Annotated in this window: 12 protein-coding genes; all 12 read right to left on the bottom strand. The window is 59.5% G+C overall.

Annotated elements, in window-relative coordinates; all coding sequences use genetic code 11:
- Positions 1-112: 112 nt before the first annotated feature.
- The 12 genes from RMR21_RS04060 to RMR21_RS04005 all read right to left on the bottom strand — a co-directional run bounded on the left by RMR21_RS04060 (position 113) and on the right by RMR21_RS04005 (position 14,616).
- On the bottom strand, positions 113-511 hold the full coding sequence (locus tag RMR21_RS04060; protein ID WP_498669438.1) for a VOC family protein: 399 nt from the start codon (positions 509-511) through the stop codon (positions 113-115).
- Between the two features lie 38 nt (positions 512-549).
- A complete protein-coding gene (locus tag RMR21_RS04055) occupies positions 550-3,519 on the bottom strand; it encodes a bifunctional [glutamine synthetase] adenylyltransferase/[glutamine synthetase]-adenylyl-L-tyrosine phosphorylase (RefSeq protein WP_498669437.1) in 2,970 nt (989 codons plus the stop codon).
- A 167-nt stretch (positions 3,520-3,686) separates the two neighbouring features.
- The gene (locus tag RMR21_RS04050; RefSeq protein WP_498669436.1) at positions 3,687-5,096 is read right to left on the bottom strand and encodes a sensor histidine kinase; all 1,410 of its coding nucleotides are present in this window, start codon (positions 5,094-5,096) and stop codon (positions 3,687-3,689) included.
- 9 nt (positions 5,097-5,105) lie between these two features.
- A complete protein-coding gene (locus RMR21_RS04045; protein ID WP_498669435.1) occupies positions 5,106-5,864 on the bottom strand; it encodes a response regulator transcription factor in 759 nt (252 codons plus the stop codon).
- Positions 5,865-5,942: 78 nt separating this feature from the next.
- Positions 5,943-7,508: a Do family serine endopeptidase gene (locus RMR21_RS04040; protein ID WP_498669434.1), complete on the bottom strand. Its 1,566-nt coding sequence runs from the start codon at positions 7,506-7,508 to the stop codon at positions 5,943-5,945.
- Between the two features lie 273 nt (positions 7,509-7,781).
- Entirely contained in the window at positions 7,782-8,249 is a 468-nt protein-coding gene (locus RMR21_RS04035) for a cytochrome c-type biogenesis protein (RefSeq protein WP_498669433.1), read from the bottom strand.
- A complete protein-coding gene (locus RMR21_RS04030; protein WP_498669432.1) occupies positions 8,246-10,237 on the bottom strand; it encodes a heme lyase CcmF/NrfE family subunit in 1,992 nt (663 codons plus the stop codon). Before RMR21_RS04030 ends, RMR21_RS04035 begins: the two co-directional genes overlap by 4 nt.
- Entirely contained in the window at positions 10,234-10,704 is a 471-nt protein-coding gene (ccmE, locus tag RMR21_RS04025; protein ID WP_498669431.1) for a cytochrome c maturation protein CcmE, read from the bottom strand. Before ccmE ends, RMR21_RS04030 begins: the two co-directional genes overlap by 4 nt.
- Positions 10,701-11,843 carry a c-type cytochrome biogenesis protein CcmI gene (gene ccmI / locus RMR21_RS04020; protein WP_498669429.1) on the bottom strand — a complete coding sequence of 381 codons (1,143 nt, stop codon included), beginning with the start codon at positions 11,841-11,843 and terminating at the stop codon, positions 10,701-10,703. The genes ccmE and ccmI overlap by 4 nt, the downstream gene beginning before the upstream one ends.
- A gap of 174 nt (positions 11,844-12,017) precedes the next feature.
- Positions 12,018-12,473, bottom strand: a complete 456-nt coding sequence (locus tag RMR21_RS04015; RefSeq protein WP_498670067.1) for an RT0821/Lpp0805 family surface protein — start codon at positions 12,471-12,473, stop codon at positions 12,018-12,020.
- 81 nt (positions 12,474-12,554) lie between these two features.
- On the bottom strand, positions 12,555-13,955 hold the full coding sequence (locus RMR21_RS04010; RefSeq protein ID WP_498669428.1) for an ATP-binding protein: 1,401 nt from the start codon (positions 13,953-13,955) through the stop codon (positions 12,555-12,557).
- Complete coding sequence (locus RMR21_RS04005) at positions 13,945-14,616, bottom strand: response regulator transcription factor (protein ID WP_174152779.1); 672 nt, start codon at positions 14,614-14,616, stop codon at positions 13,945-13,947. The genes RMR21_RS04010 and RMR21_RS04005 overlap by 11 nt, the downstream gene beginning before the upstream one ends.
- Positions 14,617-14,680: the final 64 nt, after the last annotated feature.

Below are 14,680 nucleotides of genomic sequence, written 5' to 3'. Positions count from 1 at the left end.
TCTACGCACGACGCACGCAAACGGATCAATCCATTACAGGGATGGATTGATCCGTTCTCTCACGCCGAAATCTAAACCAGAGGTGGGGTGTGAAACGCGATACGCAACGCGTTCAGCCGTTCTTCCTCACGTCGTAGCAAACAAAAGCAATCTTGTTGCCATCAGGGTCACGCGCATAGGCCGCATAGAAACCTTCGCCATAATTGGGACGCAAGCCCGGCGCGCCCTCGTCCGTTCCGCCATTCGCCACGGCGAGGGCGTGCAACCGATCGATCATTTCCGATCCCTTGATCAGAAACGCCGTCATGGTGCCGTTGCCGACGCCTGCCGTGTCACCGTCGAACGGATAACCTGTCGCAAAGCGTGGCGCATTCACATCCGTCTTGTCGCCCCAGAATGCCGTCTGGTCGTCCTTGTAGCACTGCTTCATGCCCATCTCGACAAACACCGGATCGTAAAACCGCACGGCGCGGTCGAGGTCCGTCGTGCCGACCATGGTGTATCCAATCATCTACCCGTCTCCAGTGTGAAGTTTGCAGATCCTATAATTTACTCCTTGCCCGCTACAACCACCGAAAATGCCTTGCGCACAATTTTCGAAACGCGTTTAACCTCGCCCTCCAGCGTGCCGAGGTCAGGGCAGTCACCGGCCCGGCAGACGAGATCGATCAGCCCTGCTGGCGCTTGCTTGGGTTCGAAATCCGTGTCGATACACAGGCGAATGATCTGGGAGAGTTCCGTGAAGAGGCTGAGCGCGGCCATGCAATCGTCGTATGTTTGCGGCTCCATTGCCCGTTCCGCCATCCGTTTCCAGACATCCGCCGTGCTTTCGCCCGCCACGGGCGCAGGCAGACCTTCTGCAGGCGCGACCAAAGTCAGATATTGCGCGATAAACTCCAGATCGACCAGACCACCGGGAATAAGCTTCAAATCCCACATATTGGCAGGCGGCTTTTCCTCGCCGATCAGCTTGCGCATGTCAGCGACGTCAGCAGATATCTGCGCTACGTCGCGCTTCTTTGAAAGAACGGACGCGATGATCCGCTCGGCATCCGCAATCAAGGACCCGTCGCCGCAGATGAGCCGTGCGCGCGATAGCGCCATATGCTCCCACGTCCAGGCCTCTTCACGCTGGTATTTCTCGAAGGTTGAGATACGTGTCGCCACCGGGCCCTTGTTGCCGGAGGGGCGCAACCGCATGTCCACTTCGTAAAGCACGCCCTCGGCAGTCGGTGCGGACAACGCCGCGATCAGCCTTTGTGTGATGCGGGTAAAATATCTGACAGCGTCGAGCGGCTTTGCTCCCTCGGATTCGGACGCCGCATCGTCGTAATCGTAGAGCAGAATCAGATCGACATCGGAGCCTGCCGTCAGTTCGAACGAACCCAGCTTGCCCATGCCGATGATTGCCACGCGTCCGCCCGGATACACACCATGCGCCGCCTCCATTTCGGCCATCACCGCCTTCACCGCAGCCTCGATGACAAGGTCGGCAAGATGGGTAAAGGCGCGGCCCGCGACCTCCCCCCTGATGGCACCGGTCAACAGTCTGACACCGATCAAAAAGCGCTGCTCGGCGGCGAAAATGCGCAAACGGTCGAGAATGTCTTCATAGTGCCGCGCAGGCGCCAGAAAGCCCTGCATGCGGTGCCCGAGATAGTCGCGCGTCGGAATGTCCGTCATCAGCGCCGGGTCCAGCATGCCGTCGAACACGTGCGGGCGCGCGGCGATGATTTCCGCCAGACGCGGCGCGGATGACATGATGGTCACCAACAACGACAGCAGCGCCGGATTGTTGCCCAGAAGCGAGAAGAGCTGAATGCCAGCAGGCAGGCCCGAGAGAAAGTTGTCGAACCGCAACAGCGCCTCGTCGGCCCGCTTGCTCTTGCCGAAGGCCTGCAAAAGTTCCGGCGTCAGTTCCGTCAGTCGCTCGCGTGCCTCGACGGATTGTGTCGCCCGGTAACGGCCATTGTGCCAGGTGCGGATCACACGTGACATATCCTCTGGTCGCTCGAAACCCAGCCGCGCCAGCGTTTTCAAGGTATCCGGATCATCCCTCTGCCCGGTGAAAACCAGATTGCCACTGTCCCCTGACAGCTTCGTTTCCTGCTCGAACAGGGCCGAATATTTCCGCTCCACCAGCCTCAAAACGCTTTCGAGCTTTTCGGAGAAAGCCTTTGTATCGCCAAAGCCCAGCATGAAGGCGATGCGCTTCAGCTCTGCCTCGGTGTCCGGCAAGATGTGCGTCTGCTCGTCGTGCACCATCTGAATACGGTGCTCCACCTCGCGTAAAAACCAGTAGGCATCGGTCAGCTTGTCGCGTGTATTGGCGTCGATCCACTTCGCCTCCGTCAGCGCGGCCAGCGCCTCCTGCGTGGAGCGCACCCGCAGCGGTGCCATGCGCCCGCCCGCGATCAGTTGCTGTGTCTGCGCAAAGAATTCGATCTCGCGAATGCCGCCGCGACCGAGCTTCACGTTATGCCCTTTCACCGCAATCGCGCCGTGGCCCTTATGCGCATGGATTTGCCGTTTGATGGAATGGATATCGGCAATCGCCGCATAATCGAGATATTTTCGAAAGACGAAGGGCGTCAGGCCCCGCATGAAGCCTTCGCCAGCTTTGATGTCTCCCGCCACCGGACGCGCCTTGATATAGGCAGCACGTTCCCAGTTCTGGCCCCTGCCCTCGTAATAGGTCAGAGCCGCATCGACCGGTATGGCAAGCGGTGTCGATCCGGGGTCCGGACGGAGCCGCAGATCGGTTCGAAACACATAGCCATCCGCCGTGCGCTCCTGCATGATGCGGATCAGCCGGCGCATCATCCGCCCGAAAATTTCCAGCGCATCCAGCGGGTCGGGCACGATACCAGCCGACGGTTCGAAGAATACGACGGCGTCGATGTCGGACGAATAGTTTAGCTCCTGCGAGCCCAGCTTTCCCATTCCCAGTACGATGAGGCCAGAACCCTCGCTGGGTGCCGCGGCATTTTTAAGCGCCAATTTTCCGCTGTGGTGGTTGGAAAGCAGCAAATGGTCGATAGCTGCGGCTAGGCTCGCATCTGCCATATCGCTCAGCCAGCGCGTGGTGTCTCGTGCCACGAAGACCCGCGCCAGATCAGCAAGTGCCGCAATGAAGGAAAGCCGCCTTTTGGCAACGCGCAGCCGCGTCATAACCTCCGCCTCGCTGGGAACGACACCGTCAACATCCGGTCGCCAGCAAGCGCGGGCATCGTCAACCAGACGTGCGAGTGTCGTATCGAGCGGGTTTGATATCGCCAGCGTCAGCAAACCCTCGTCCGCCACCGCCGCATCGCGCAGATAGGGCGATAGAGACAGTGCCTGCGCGATGAAATCCTTGAGCGGTCCATCGCTTGCCAGAAGCGCGGCAACAGCAGGTTCGTGTCTGCCGATGTCCTTCAAGGTGGAGAGAACGGATTTCAGTTCCGTTTGCGTATAGGCACGAATGACGCCCGGCTTCACGTCGTCCAGCCGTCGCTCGACGGTTGCGGCTTGTCTCAATATCTCTCTCCCTTACCATGCGCACTCTGCACCCCTCATTCCTGTGCCTGTCACAGGAATCCAGCGACTGAGCGTCTGCTCGGTCAAAGGACTCTCCTCAGCCCAAGGACTTGGGCTGACTGGATCCCTGTGACAAGCACAGGGATGAGGAAGAAGTAGAGAGAACCTTACGGTGTGGACACAGGAAAAACCATCGAAACAGTCAAGCCGGGCGATGAGGCATTGCCGGTATCGGTATCGGAGAGACGCAACGAACCGCCATGCAGTTCCATGACCGCCTCGACCAGCGAGAGGCCGAGACCCGTTCCAGGCTTGGAGCGGCTTTCATCCAACCGCACGAAGCGCTTGATGACCTCTTCGCGCTTGTCAGCGGGAACGCCAGGGCCATTGTCGGCTACGGATAGCACGATTTCATCGTCCTGCCGCACCAATCGCACGGAGAGCCCCTTTTTGCCGTCATGTCCGCCAGCATATTTGATGGCGTTGTCGATGAGATTGGTCAGCGCCTGGCCGATCAGTTCGCGATTACCCTGCACGATCAGTCCGGGCGTGATGTCAGCGGTCAGCGTCAAGCCTTCCTCGTCGGCCACCGGTTCGTAAAGTTCGGCGCTATCCTCGGCGATGGCTGATATGTCGACGTCACTCATCTCGGCGGCAATGGAGCCAGCCTCGACACGGGATATCATCAAAAGCGCGTTGAAGGTGCGGATCAACTGGTCGGATTCGGCGATGATGCCCTCTAGTGCCGCACGGCGCTTGCCGTCGTCGCGGTCCTCAAGTGCCTCAGTTGCCTTGTTGCGCAGACGTGTCAGCGGCGTTTTAAGGTCGTGGGCGATGTTGTCGGAAACCTGTCGCAGGCCCTCATTCAGTTTTTCAATACGGCCCAGCATCGCGTTGAGCGAACCGGAGAGACGGTCGAATTCGTCGCCGGAACGTCCCTGCGGCAGACGCTGCGAAAGGTCGCCCGCCATGATCTTCTTGGTCGCAGCCGACATGCGGTTGATGCGTTTCAGCGCATTGCGCCCGATCGCAAACCAGATCAGAACCGCGCCACCACCCATGATCGCCAGCGCCACCATCAGTGCGTTGCGCACCAGCAATCGGAATTTCGTCGGCTCACCCAGATCACGACCGACCAGAATGCGCAGGCCGTTGTCGAGGCGGAAGATATTGGCGGTGGCGAGATGCTTCACGGCATCGCCGCTTTCGGAATAGCGCTCGTAGCCGAACGGAAACTCTGTCCAGCCTTCTTTGTCGAAAACACCGGGCTGTACCGACGCGACGTTGCCAGCCAGAATTTCACCGTTCGGCCCGGCGATCACATAAAGGCTCGCACCCGGCTGGCGGGCACGCCGCTCCATCATCCGCAAGAGCGGGTTGATGCCACCGCGATTATAGACACGCTGTACGTCGTTGACTTCCTGCTGCACGGCGTCACGCGTCTGCTGGTTCAGCAAACCCTCGGACAGCGCAGTCACATAGAAAACAAGGAAGGCGGCACAAAGCGCGAAAAGCAGGATATAAAGCGCAGAAAGGCGCACCGCCGTCGAGCTGAACAGAAGACGAAGACGGGCCATGAAGCGGAGTTACCCCTCGTCCTTCATCATGTAGCCAGCACCGCGAATGGTTTTCAGCAGCGGCTTGTCGAAGTCTTTCTCGATCTTGGAGCGGAGGCGCGACACATGTACGTCGATGACGTTGGTCTGCGGATCGAAGTGATAGTCCCAAACGTTTTCCAGAAGCATCGTGCGGGTCACCACTTGGCCCGCGTTCTTCATCAGATATTCCAGCAAACGAAATTCGCGCGGCTGAAGCAAGATTTCCTTGCCGCCCCGGCGCACGTCATGGGAAAGACGGTCCAGCTCCAGATCACCGACCCGATAGACCATATCCTGCTCGGGCTTGCCCTTGCGACGACCCAGCACCTCGATACGCGCTAAAAGCTCGCTGAAAGCGTAGGGCTTCGGCAGGTAGTCGTCGCCACCGGCACGAAGGCCCGTCACACGGTCATCCACCTGCCCCAGAGCCGACAGGATCAACACCGGCGTTTCGATCCCGCGACGGCGCAGCTCGCTGATGACGGAGAGCCCGTCCCGGCGCGGCAGCATGCGGTCGATGACCATCACGTCATAGGCGTTCTCGACACCCATGAACAGGCCGCTCTCACCATCGCTGGCGTGATCGGCAACAATACCTACTTCCCGGAAAGCCTTGGTCATGTAGGCCGCGGCTTCCAGATCATCTTCGATAACGAGAATCTTCATGTGGGGGACAATAGCGTCCTCCACCTTCACCGCACAACCGGAAACAGTGGGGTTACGGTCGTCTTGAGCATGACTTTCCATATTCTACGCTCCCGATCGATGGTGCGGCCTGTAAAATGAAAGGCGGGAAGGGAAAACCCGTCCCGCCTCGCGTGTCTATTAACCCTGGTCGATATCCAGCGCGATGAAGCGGCTGCCATCATCTGTTTGTATCTGGAAGAGAGCCTTTGAACGGCCGTCCTTCTTGGCTTGCGACAGGATCTTCTCGACATCGGCAGCAGAGGCGACCTGCTGATTGTTGACCGAAGTGATCTTCTCGCCGCTCTTCAACCCACGGGCCGCCGCGTCGGAGTCAGGATCGACATCGGTGATCGCAAGACCGGTACCATCGTCAGATGGAGCAACGGTCAGACCAAGGCTGGACAGCGCTTTTTCGCTGGAAGGCTGGCCGCCCTTGTCGTCACTCTGGCTTGTCGCTGCCTTGGAGGCGTCATCGCTGGCAAGATCGCCCAACGTCACGGTCACGGGCTGCGATTTGCCGCCGCGCCACAGAGAGAGCTCCACCTTGGTGTTCGGCGCCATGGCACCGATGCGGCGTGAAAGATCTCGGGCGTCCTTTACCGTATCGCCATTGAGTGCGGTGATGATGTCGCCCTGCTTGATACCAGCCTTATCGCCCGGTGAACCCGCCTGCGGCGCAACCACAAGCGCACCACTGGCTTCGGAAAGGCCAAGCGATTCAGCAATATCCTTGCTCACGGGCTGAATTTGTACGCCCAGCCAGCCGCGCTCGACCTTACCGTCCTTGATCAGGTCCTGAATCACGTCCCTGGCGACGGAGGCCGGAATAGCAAAGGCAATACCAACGTTACCGCCCGACGGAGAGAAGATCGCAGTGTTGATACCGATCACTTCACCGTTGAGGTTGAAGGCCGGGCCACCAGAGTTACCACGGTTCACGGCTGCGTCGATCTGGAGGTAATCGTCATAGGGACCGGAACCGATGTCGCGGCCACGCGCCGAAATGATACCTGATGTCACCGTGCCGCCGAGACCGAAAGGATTGCCGACGGCAACCACCCAATCACCGACCCGAATTTTGCTGTCGTCGGCAAACTGCACATAGGTAAACTTGCGGTTCACGTCCACTTTCAGCACGGCTAGGTCAGTGCGGCTATCGCGACCGACCAGCTTGGCGTCGAGCTCCGTACCGTCATTCATAACGACCGTATAGGCAGAACCATCATCGACAACGTGGTTGTTGGTAACGATATAGCCATCTTCCGAGATGAAGAAGCCAGATCCTTGGGCTGTCGGGCGTAAGGGGCCCTTACCGTCGCGTTGCCCTTTCGGACCACGGTCGGCGCGCTTGTCGCCTTCACCGGCACCCGGTCCGCCGAACTCCTTAAAGAAGCGCTTCAGCGGATGATCATCGGGCAGCTGATCGAGGCCACGCCCGCCGAAATTGAACGAATAACCATTGCTCTCGTCGGATGCGGGCTGCACATTGGATTGCACGCGCACCGAGACGACTGCGGGAGAAACCGCGTCAACGACGTTGGCAAAGCTTGGCACCTGCGGCGCGGTCACTTCAACGGGTGCTGCGAAAGAATGAGCGATTGGCCCCGCGACGCCGGTCGTCAGCATCAGAGCCGCCAGACCGCCGACAGCGGAAGACTTGAGGATGGTCTTCAACGAGGGACGTCCGTTTTGCGAATTCGACATGGAATATACCTTCTTTCTTCATTCAGACTGGAGCCCCGGTGGATCGGGGAAGCGGTGGATGACAGAAGATATAGGTACCCGCACCTTACAGCGAAGTGTCTGGCGGGTGAAAAATCCGTAATGTTGGAGGGTTTGCGGAAGAGAGGGTTATGGATGGATTATAAATATTTGAAATATCACGTATTTTGTCCTTCAACCGGCCCCTCTAATATGGGGCGGCGTGTGGACCTCACGCATCAACTTAAATTGTACGCCGCGACCGGAAGAACCCGCTCACCCCTTCCCCAACAAATCCCTGATCCGCGCCTCTTCATCCACCGTCAGTGTCTGCCCCTCCGAAACAGCCGCACGACGCCGGGCAAAAACGAAAATCGAGGTCACGCCAATCAGGATCAGTGCAATGGGCGCACCCCAAAGAGCAATGGTACGGGCGCTGACGCGCGGCTTCAGCAACACGAATTCGCCATAGCGAGACACGACATAATCGATCACCGCCTCGTCGCTATCACCTTTCGTCATGCGCTCGCGCACCAGCACCCGCAAATCGCGCGCCAGTTCGGCATTGCTGTCATCGATGGACTGGTTCTGGCACACCATGCAGCGCAGTTGAACGGTCAACGCCCGCGCCCGCGCCTCAAGCGCAGGGTCTGCCAGGACTTCGTCGGGATTGAAGGCGAAGGCCGGGAGTGCGGTCAGAAGAAGGGTAAGAACAAAGACGAATTTTGCAGAAAAGGCTCTCATTCCGCCGCACCCAGAACGACATCCTTTGCAGCCTTCGCCTTGCGCCTCGGCGCACCCACGCGCAACCTGCGGTCGGACAGCGAAACCAGCCCGCCGATTATCATGAACACCGTGCCGCCCCAGATGCATAGAATGAACGGCTTCCACCAGATACGCACCACCATGCCGCCATCGGCCATCGGGTCGCCCAGCGAAACGTAAAGCTGCGAAAGGCCAAAGGTCATGATGCCCGCTTCGGTCGTCGGCATACGCCGCGCCGTATAAAGCCGCTTCGATGACCACACATCCGCTGCCTCTATGCCGCCCTTGCGGGCCGTGAAATGGCCGCGATCCTCGGTGTAATTGGGTCCGACATGATGGCGGATGCCGTCGAAGGTCAGGCTGTAGCCGCCCGCATCCACCGCCATGCCCTGCTTCATCTCGACGACGGTTTCCGTTTCGAACGTCGTGACGATGACGATGCCGAGCACGGTCACGCCAAGACCCATATGGGCAAGCGTCGTGCCGAACGTCGAACGCGGCAGACCTTTCAGGCGCCGCAGCGCGATGCGGAAGGCGAGCTTGCCGAAATTGGCGCGGTACCACAGATCGGCCAACGCCCCGAAGATCAGCCAGAACCCGGCGATCATACCCAGCACCGCCAGAACCGGCCCGCCATGTTCGATGTACCACATCGTCAGACCTGCGACCCCGGCCAGTGCCGCTGCCACATAAAGCCGCTGGAATGCGCCTAGCAGATCGCCGCGCTTCCATGCCATCATCGGCCCGAACGGCGTCACGATCAGGACGGGGATCATCAACAGACCGAATGTCAGATTGAAGAACGGCGCACCGACGGAAATCTTCTCGCCGGTCAACGTTTCCAGAGCCAACGGGTAGAGCGTGCCGATCAGCACCGTCGCCGTTGAAACGGTGAGGATCAGGTTGTTCAGAACCAGCGCACCTTCACGCGAAACCGGTGCGAACAGCCCGCCCGCTTTCAGCATCGGCGCACGCCAGGCAAACAGCGAAAACGCGCCGCCAATGAAAATCATCAGAATGCAGAGAATGAAAATGCCACGGCTCGGGTCGGTGGCGAAGGCATGCACCGACGTCAGTACGCCGGAGCGCACAAGGAAGGTTCCGAGCAGCGACAGTGAAAACGTCATGATCGCCAGCAGCACGGTCCAGATTTTCAGCGCCTCGCGCTTTTCCATCACCAGTGCGGAATGCAGCAGCGCCGTTCCCGCCAACCACGGCATGAAGGAAGCATTTTCCACCGGGTCCCAGAACCACCAGCCACCCCAGCCGAGTTCGTAATAGGCCCAGTAGGAGCCCATCGAAATACCCGCTGTGAGAAAGGTCCAGGCCGCCAGCGTCCAAGGCCGCACCCACCGCGCCCAGGCAGCATCGATGCGCCCCTCCATAAGGGCCGCGACCGCGAAGGAAAAACAGACGGAAAAGCCGACATAGCCGAGATAGAGCAACGGCGGGTGGATCGCGAGACCGAAATCCTGAAGAACCGGATTGAGGTCCTGGCCCTCGGCAGGCACCGGCGAAAGTCGGGCGAACGGATTGGAGGTCAGCAAGATGAACAGCAGAAACGCTGACGTCACCCAGGCCTGCACCGCCAGCACATTGGCCCGAAGCGTATCGGGAAGGTTTCGGCCATAGACGGCAACCATCGCGCTGAACAGCACCAAGATCAGCAGCCACAGCAGCATCGATCCCTCATGGTTGCCCCACACGCCCGTCAACTTGTAGAGCATCGGCATCAGCGAATGGGAATTCTCATAAACATTCTTCAGCGAGAAATCGGACACCGCATAAGCGTGCGTCAGCGCGGCAAACGAAATGCCCACCAACAGAAACAAAAGAACCGAACCAATAGGCGCGATATCCATCAGCGCCTTGTCGTTGCGCCGCGCGCCAAACACCGGCAGCGTCGAGACGACCAGAGCGACACCAAGCGCCAGTACCAGAGCATAATGTCCGATTTCGGTGATCATCGCGTCGCTCCGGTTTTGGCGGTTCCGTCTGGGGCCTGCTGCCAAAGACCCTTGTCCTTCAGCCGGTCAGCGACTTCCTTGGGCATGTAGTTCTCGTCATGCTTGGCCAGCACGCTGTCGGCTACGAACGCATGGGTGGCAGCGTCGAAGGTGCCCTCGGTCACCACACCCTGCCCTTCGCGAAACAGGTCCGGCAGAATACCGGTATAGCTGACCGGCACACTTGCCCCACCATCCGTCACCGCAAAGCTTACCGTGCGGCCTTCACCGCGCTTGACCGATCCTTCGGCCACCAGCCCGCCAAGGCGAATACGCGTTCCCGGCCCGATGGTCGTCTTTTCCAGATCGCCGGGCATATAGAAATAGGCAATGGATTGCCCGAAGGCGAACATCACCAGAAACGCCGCAATCATGATGAAGCTGACACCGCCGCCGATGATGGCAAGTCTTTTCTGCTTGCGGGTCATTGCGTCACTCCCTGCGCGTCCACGCCAAGCTGCTGCGCCAGAGCCAACAACTGCTTGCCCTGATCCCCCGAGGGCGGAAAGCTTTTCAGGCCATCGGCCAGAGCCTGTTTCGCCTTCTCGTCATTCTTCAACATGGCGTAAGACCGCACCAGCCGCATCCAGCCCTCGAAATTATCGGGGTTTTCCTTCAGCCGCGCGTCCAGACTGTCTACCATGCCCGCCACCATCGCCTGCCTGTCTTCGCTCGACATAGTGCTGGCGGCAGCGGCGTCTTCGGCAGTTGGACCACTTGGCGCTAGCGCCTTCGGCGCGGTGGCAATGTCGGCACCGCCGGTGTTTTGCAGATGCGCCTGCACCAGCGGTATCCACGGCGCGCCCTCGGGCGAATCCCTCAGCAACGACGCGAAAGCATCGCGTGCCTCATCCGTCTTGCCCGCCTGTTCCAGCGACAGCGCCAGATAAAACCGCGCGCGCGGATTGCCGGGGGTCATCTTTTCCGCATCTTCGAGCGCCGTGCGTGCATCATCCACGACCACCCCTTCGTTGGCGGCAATCAACGTTTCGGCAAGCCCCGTCAGGCGTGGAGCATTTTCACCATCGAGACGGATCGCATTGCGATACGCCATTTCGGCATCGCCCAGACGCATCGTCTTGAAGTAGATCGGAGCCAGCACATCCCACCCGGCGCCATCGTCGGGGTTCCGCGCCAGATGCCGCTCGGCCTTGGCAATCATCAGGTTCATATCGTTGCCAGGTTTTTCCAGCCGCGCGGCAAGCGGCATGTCCGGCATGTTTGGCGTGCCCATATATAAGTAAAGACAGAGCCCCATCAGCGGCAACAGCACCGTCACGACGCTCGCCAGTGCATTGTGTCGGCGTGGCGATATCGATGATGTCTCGTCGGTTTTACCGGATGCAGCCGCAAGAAGCCGCCGCCCGATTTCGGCGCGGGCATATTCGGCTTCGGTCTCGCCGATCAGCCCGCTGTCACGCTCGCGCTGCAGTTCGGCAAGCTGGTCGCGATAAACCGCGACCTCGCCCTCACGGGCCGTGGCGGCCGCGCCATTGCTGCGCATCAGCGGAAAGGTCAGAACGATGGCCACGGCCGCCGTCAACAGGGCGATGATAATCCAGAACATGCCGTTTCAATTACTCGAATGCGCGCTGCTTTGAAACAAGCCGCAGCAGGATGACGTGAATTTGAGACACTATGCCGCCGGAACCGTCCTGACGAAAGACCGAAACCCGTCGATATGCACCAGCCTGTTTTAACGATCAGCCTTGGGGCCGCCTTGGCACGGGTCAACCAACCATCAAATCAACGGCGTCCAGGTACCGTCGGAGTTGCGACAAGCGGCACCGCGAACTTTCGCCTGTTTGCCATCAACCGTCAGATCATGGGTGTATTGCCGACAGTTCTGGTTTCCAACCTGGTAAGGCGCATTGGCAACCACCTCACCGCGCGTCTCACCACTGCCCCACATCACGGCCTGGCCACCAGGCGCCGTTTCCAGCGCGCGATATTCCGCTTCCAGCGCCCTGTTGAAATCACCGCGATCCAGTTGAAGCCCACTTCTGCCGACAATGCCGCCCTGAAGGCTGGAAATGTAGGGTGTAGACGATGCTCCGCCGCGCCCCAGCAATCCGCCACCGGACGCGCGTGTATTGGACGTGGTGCACGAACTGAGAACTGACAGGCAGACCAGCGAAAGAACAGCAGGGCGTATAAGATTGGAGTTTATCCCGGCAAATCCGGTTTTGCCCACCACGTCAACCAAGAATACACTCCTTATCAACGCGCCATTCTGGCGCGGTCATGCGTCACGAAATGTCTTGCCAGTTTTTGGCCATCATGCAAGCTCTTTCGAAAGTCCAGGGAGAAGCAACTCCGCTTTCAGCCCGCCCAGCGGGCCGCGCGACATGGCAAAGGTGCCGTGGTACTCAGAAACCACCTCGCTGACGATGGATAGACCAAGCCCCGTCCCTGGCCGGCTTTCGTCCAGGCGCCTGCCGCGCTTCATGGCTTCGGTAATCTGCTCAGGCTCCAACCCCGGCCCATCGTCTTCCACCAGCAACGTCACCCACGATCTGCGCGTCACATCCGGGTCGGAAGACGGGTGCGAACCGGTAGCAACGGTTATCACCACCTTGGTCGATGCAAACCGCGCGGCGTTTTCCAGCAGGTTGCCAACCGCCTCTTCCAGATCCTGCTGCTCCATCGCCAGAACCACGCCCGGTTGCTGCATGTCCAGCTCGAATGTCTTTTCCGGGTTCAGGCGGCGCATCACGCGCATCAGCCGCTCCAGCGCCGGCTCTGCTTCCACGCGCGCCAGAATGGAGCCGCGTTGTGCGGCAATGCGGGCGCGAGAAAGATAGGACTGAACCTGCGCCTGCATCGCATCCACCTGCCCCCGCACCAGATCGCCATGATGGCTGTCCAGCGTCCGGGCCTCGTTCAGAAGAACGGCAATCGGTGTTTTCAGCGAGTGCGCCAGATTGCCAACCTGCATGCGCGCCCGCTCCACAAGACGCCGGTTGCTTTCGATCAGCGCATTCACTTCTGTCGCCAGAGGCTGGATTTCACGCGGGAATTCCCCCTCCAGACGCTCCGCCTCGCCACCACGGATCTTGCCCAGCGCAACACGTGCCCTGTCCAGCGGTCGTAAACTGTAGAGAATGGCAAGGCCGTTGACGACCAGACTGCCAACACCGAAAACGGCAAGCGCCAGATAGAGGCTGTTGGAAAAGTCGCTGACATCGTCTTCCACGACGTTCAGGTTGCCTGTCACACGAAAGCGCGCTGCCCGTCCTTCGCCGTCCAGAACCACCTCCGTTTCAGCCACCTGCACACGGTTTCCGGCCTCATCCGTGATCACGTAATAGCGCTCGTAGCGATTGTCGAAGGGTACATCGAGAATGCCTGGAACCGACAGCGTCGAAACGCCAAGCGAAGACGAGACGAGCGGGGCTGTCTGGAAATTGCCCAACGGCTCCACCACCCAGTACCAGCCGGTATCAGGCTGCGAAAATCGCAGGTCGCCCAGCTGCGGGCTGCCGGCAAGCGTATTTTCGTTGGAAACGGTAATGGAATTGATGACGTTGTAGAGTTGGGCGCGCAGCAAGTCGGTAAAGCTGCGCTCCACGCCCTGCCGGTAGAGCGTGGAGATCACCACTGCGATTACCACCAGTGCCAGGGCAGACCAAGCCGAGGCCAGCAGCAGAACGCGGGCGGTGAGTGAGTTACTTCGCATCTGCAGGCGCTTGCATCCGGTAGCCAAGACCACGGATGGTCTCGATCAGATCGACACCCAGTTTTTTGCGCAGACGTCCGACGAAAACTTCGATCGTGTTGGAATCACGGTCGAAATCCTGATCGTACATATGCTCGACCAGCTCCGTGCGCGACACCACCTCACCCATGTGGTGCATGAGATAGGATAGCAGCCGGAATTCGTGGGAGGTCAGTTTCAGTGTCACGCCATTGACGGTTGCCTTGGAGGATTTGGTGTCGAGCCGCACCGGGCCGCAGGTAATCTCGGATGACGCATGTCCGGCGGCGCGGCGGATCAGCGCGCGCACACGCGCCAGAATTTCTTCCACATGGAAAGGCTTTGTCACATAGTCGTCGGCACCGGCATCGATACCCGCAACCTTGTCGCTCCAGCGGTCACGCGCGGTCAGGATCAGGACCGGCATGGACTTGCCGCTTGCGCGCCATTTCTCGACAACGGTAATGCCATCCATCTGCGGCAGGCCGATATCGAGCACGATCGCGTCATAGGGCTCGGTATCACCAAGATAATGTCCCTCTTCGCCATCGAAGGCCTGATCGACGACATAACCCGCTTCTTTCAGCGCGTCGGTCAGCTGTCGATTGAGGTTGGTATCGTCCTCGACCACGAGAATGCGCATTATCAGTCCCTTTTCATTCCACACGTCACTTCTGCAGTGTGACGGTCATTCAAATCATGTCTAC

The sequence above is a fragment of the Agrobacterium sp. rho-8.1 genome (assembly GCF_033957725.1).
GTDB lineage: Bacteria > Pseudomonadota > Alphaproteobacteria > Rhizobiales > Rhizobiaceae > Agrobacterium.
Note: the sequence above shows the minus strand (reverse complement) of the source record. Positions and strands in the feature narration are given on the sequence as shown.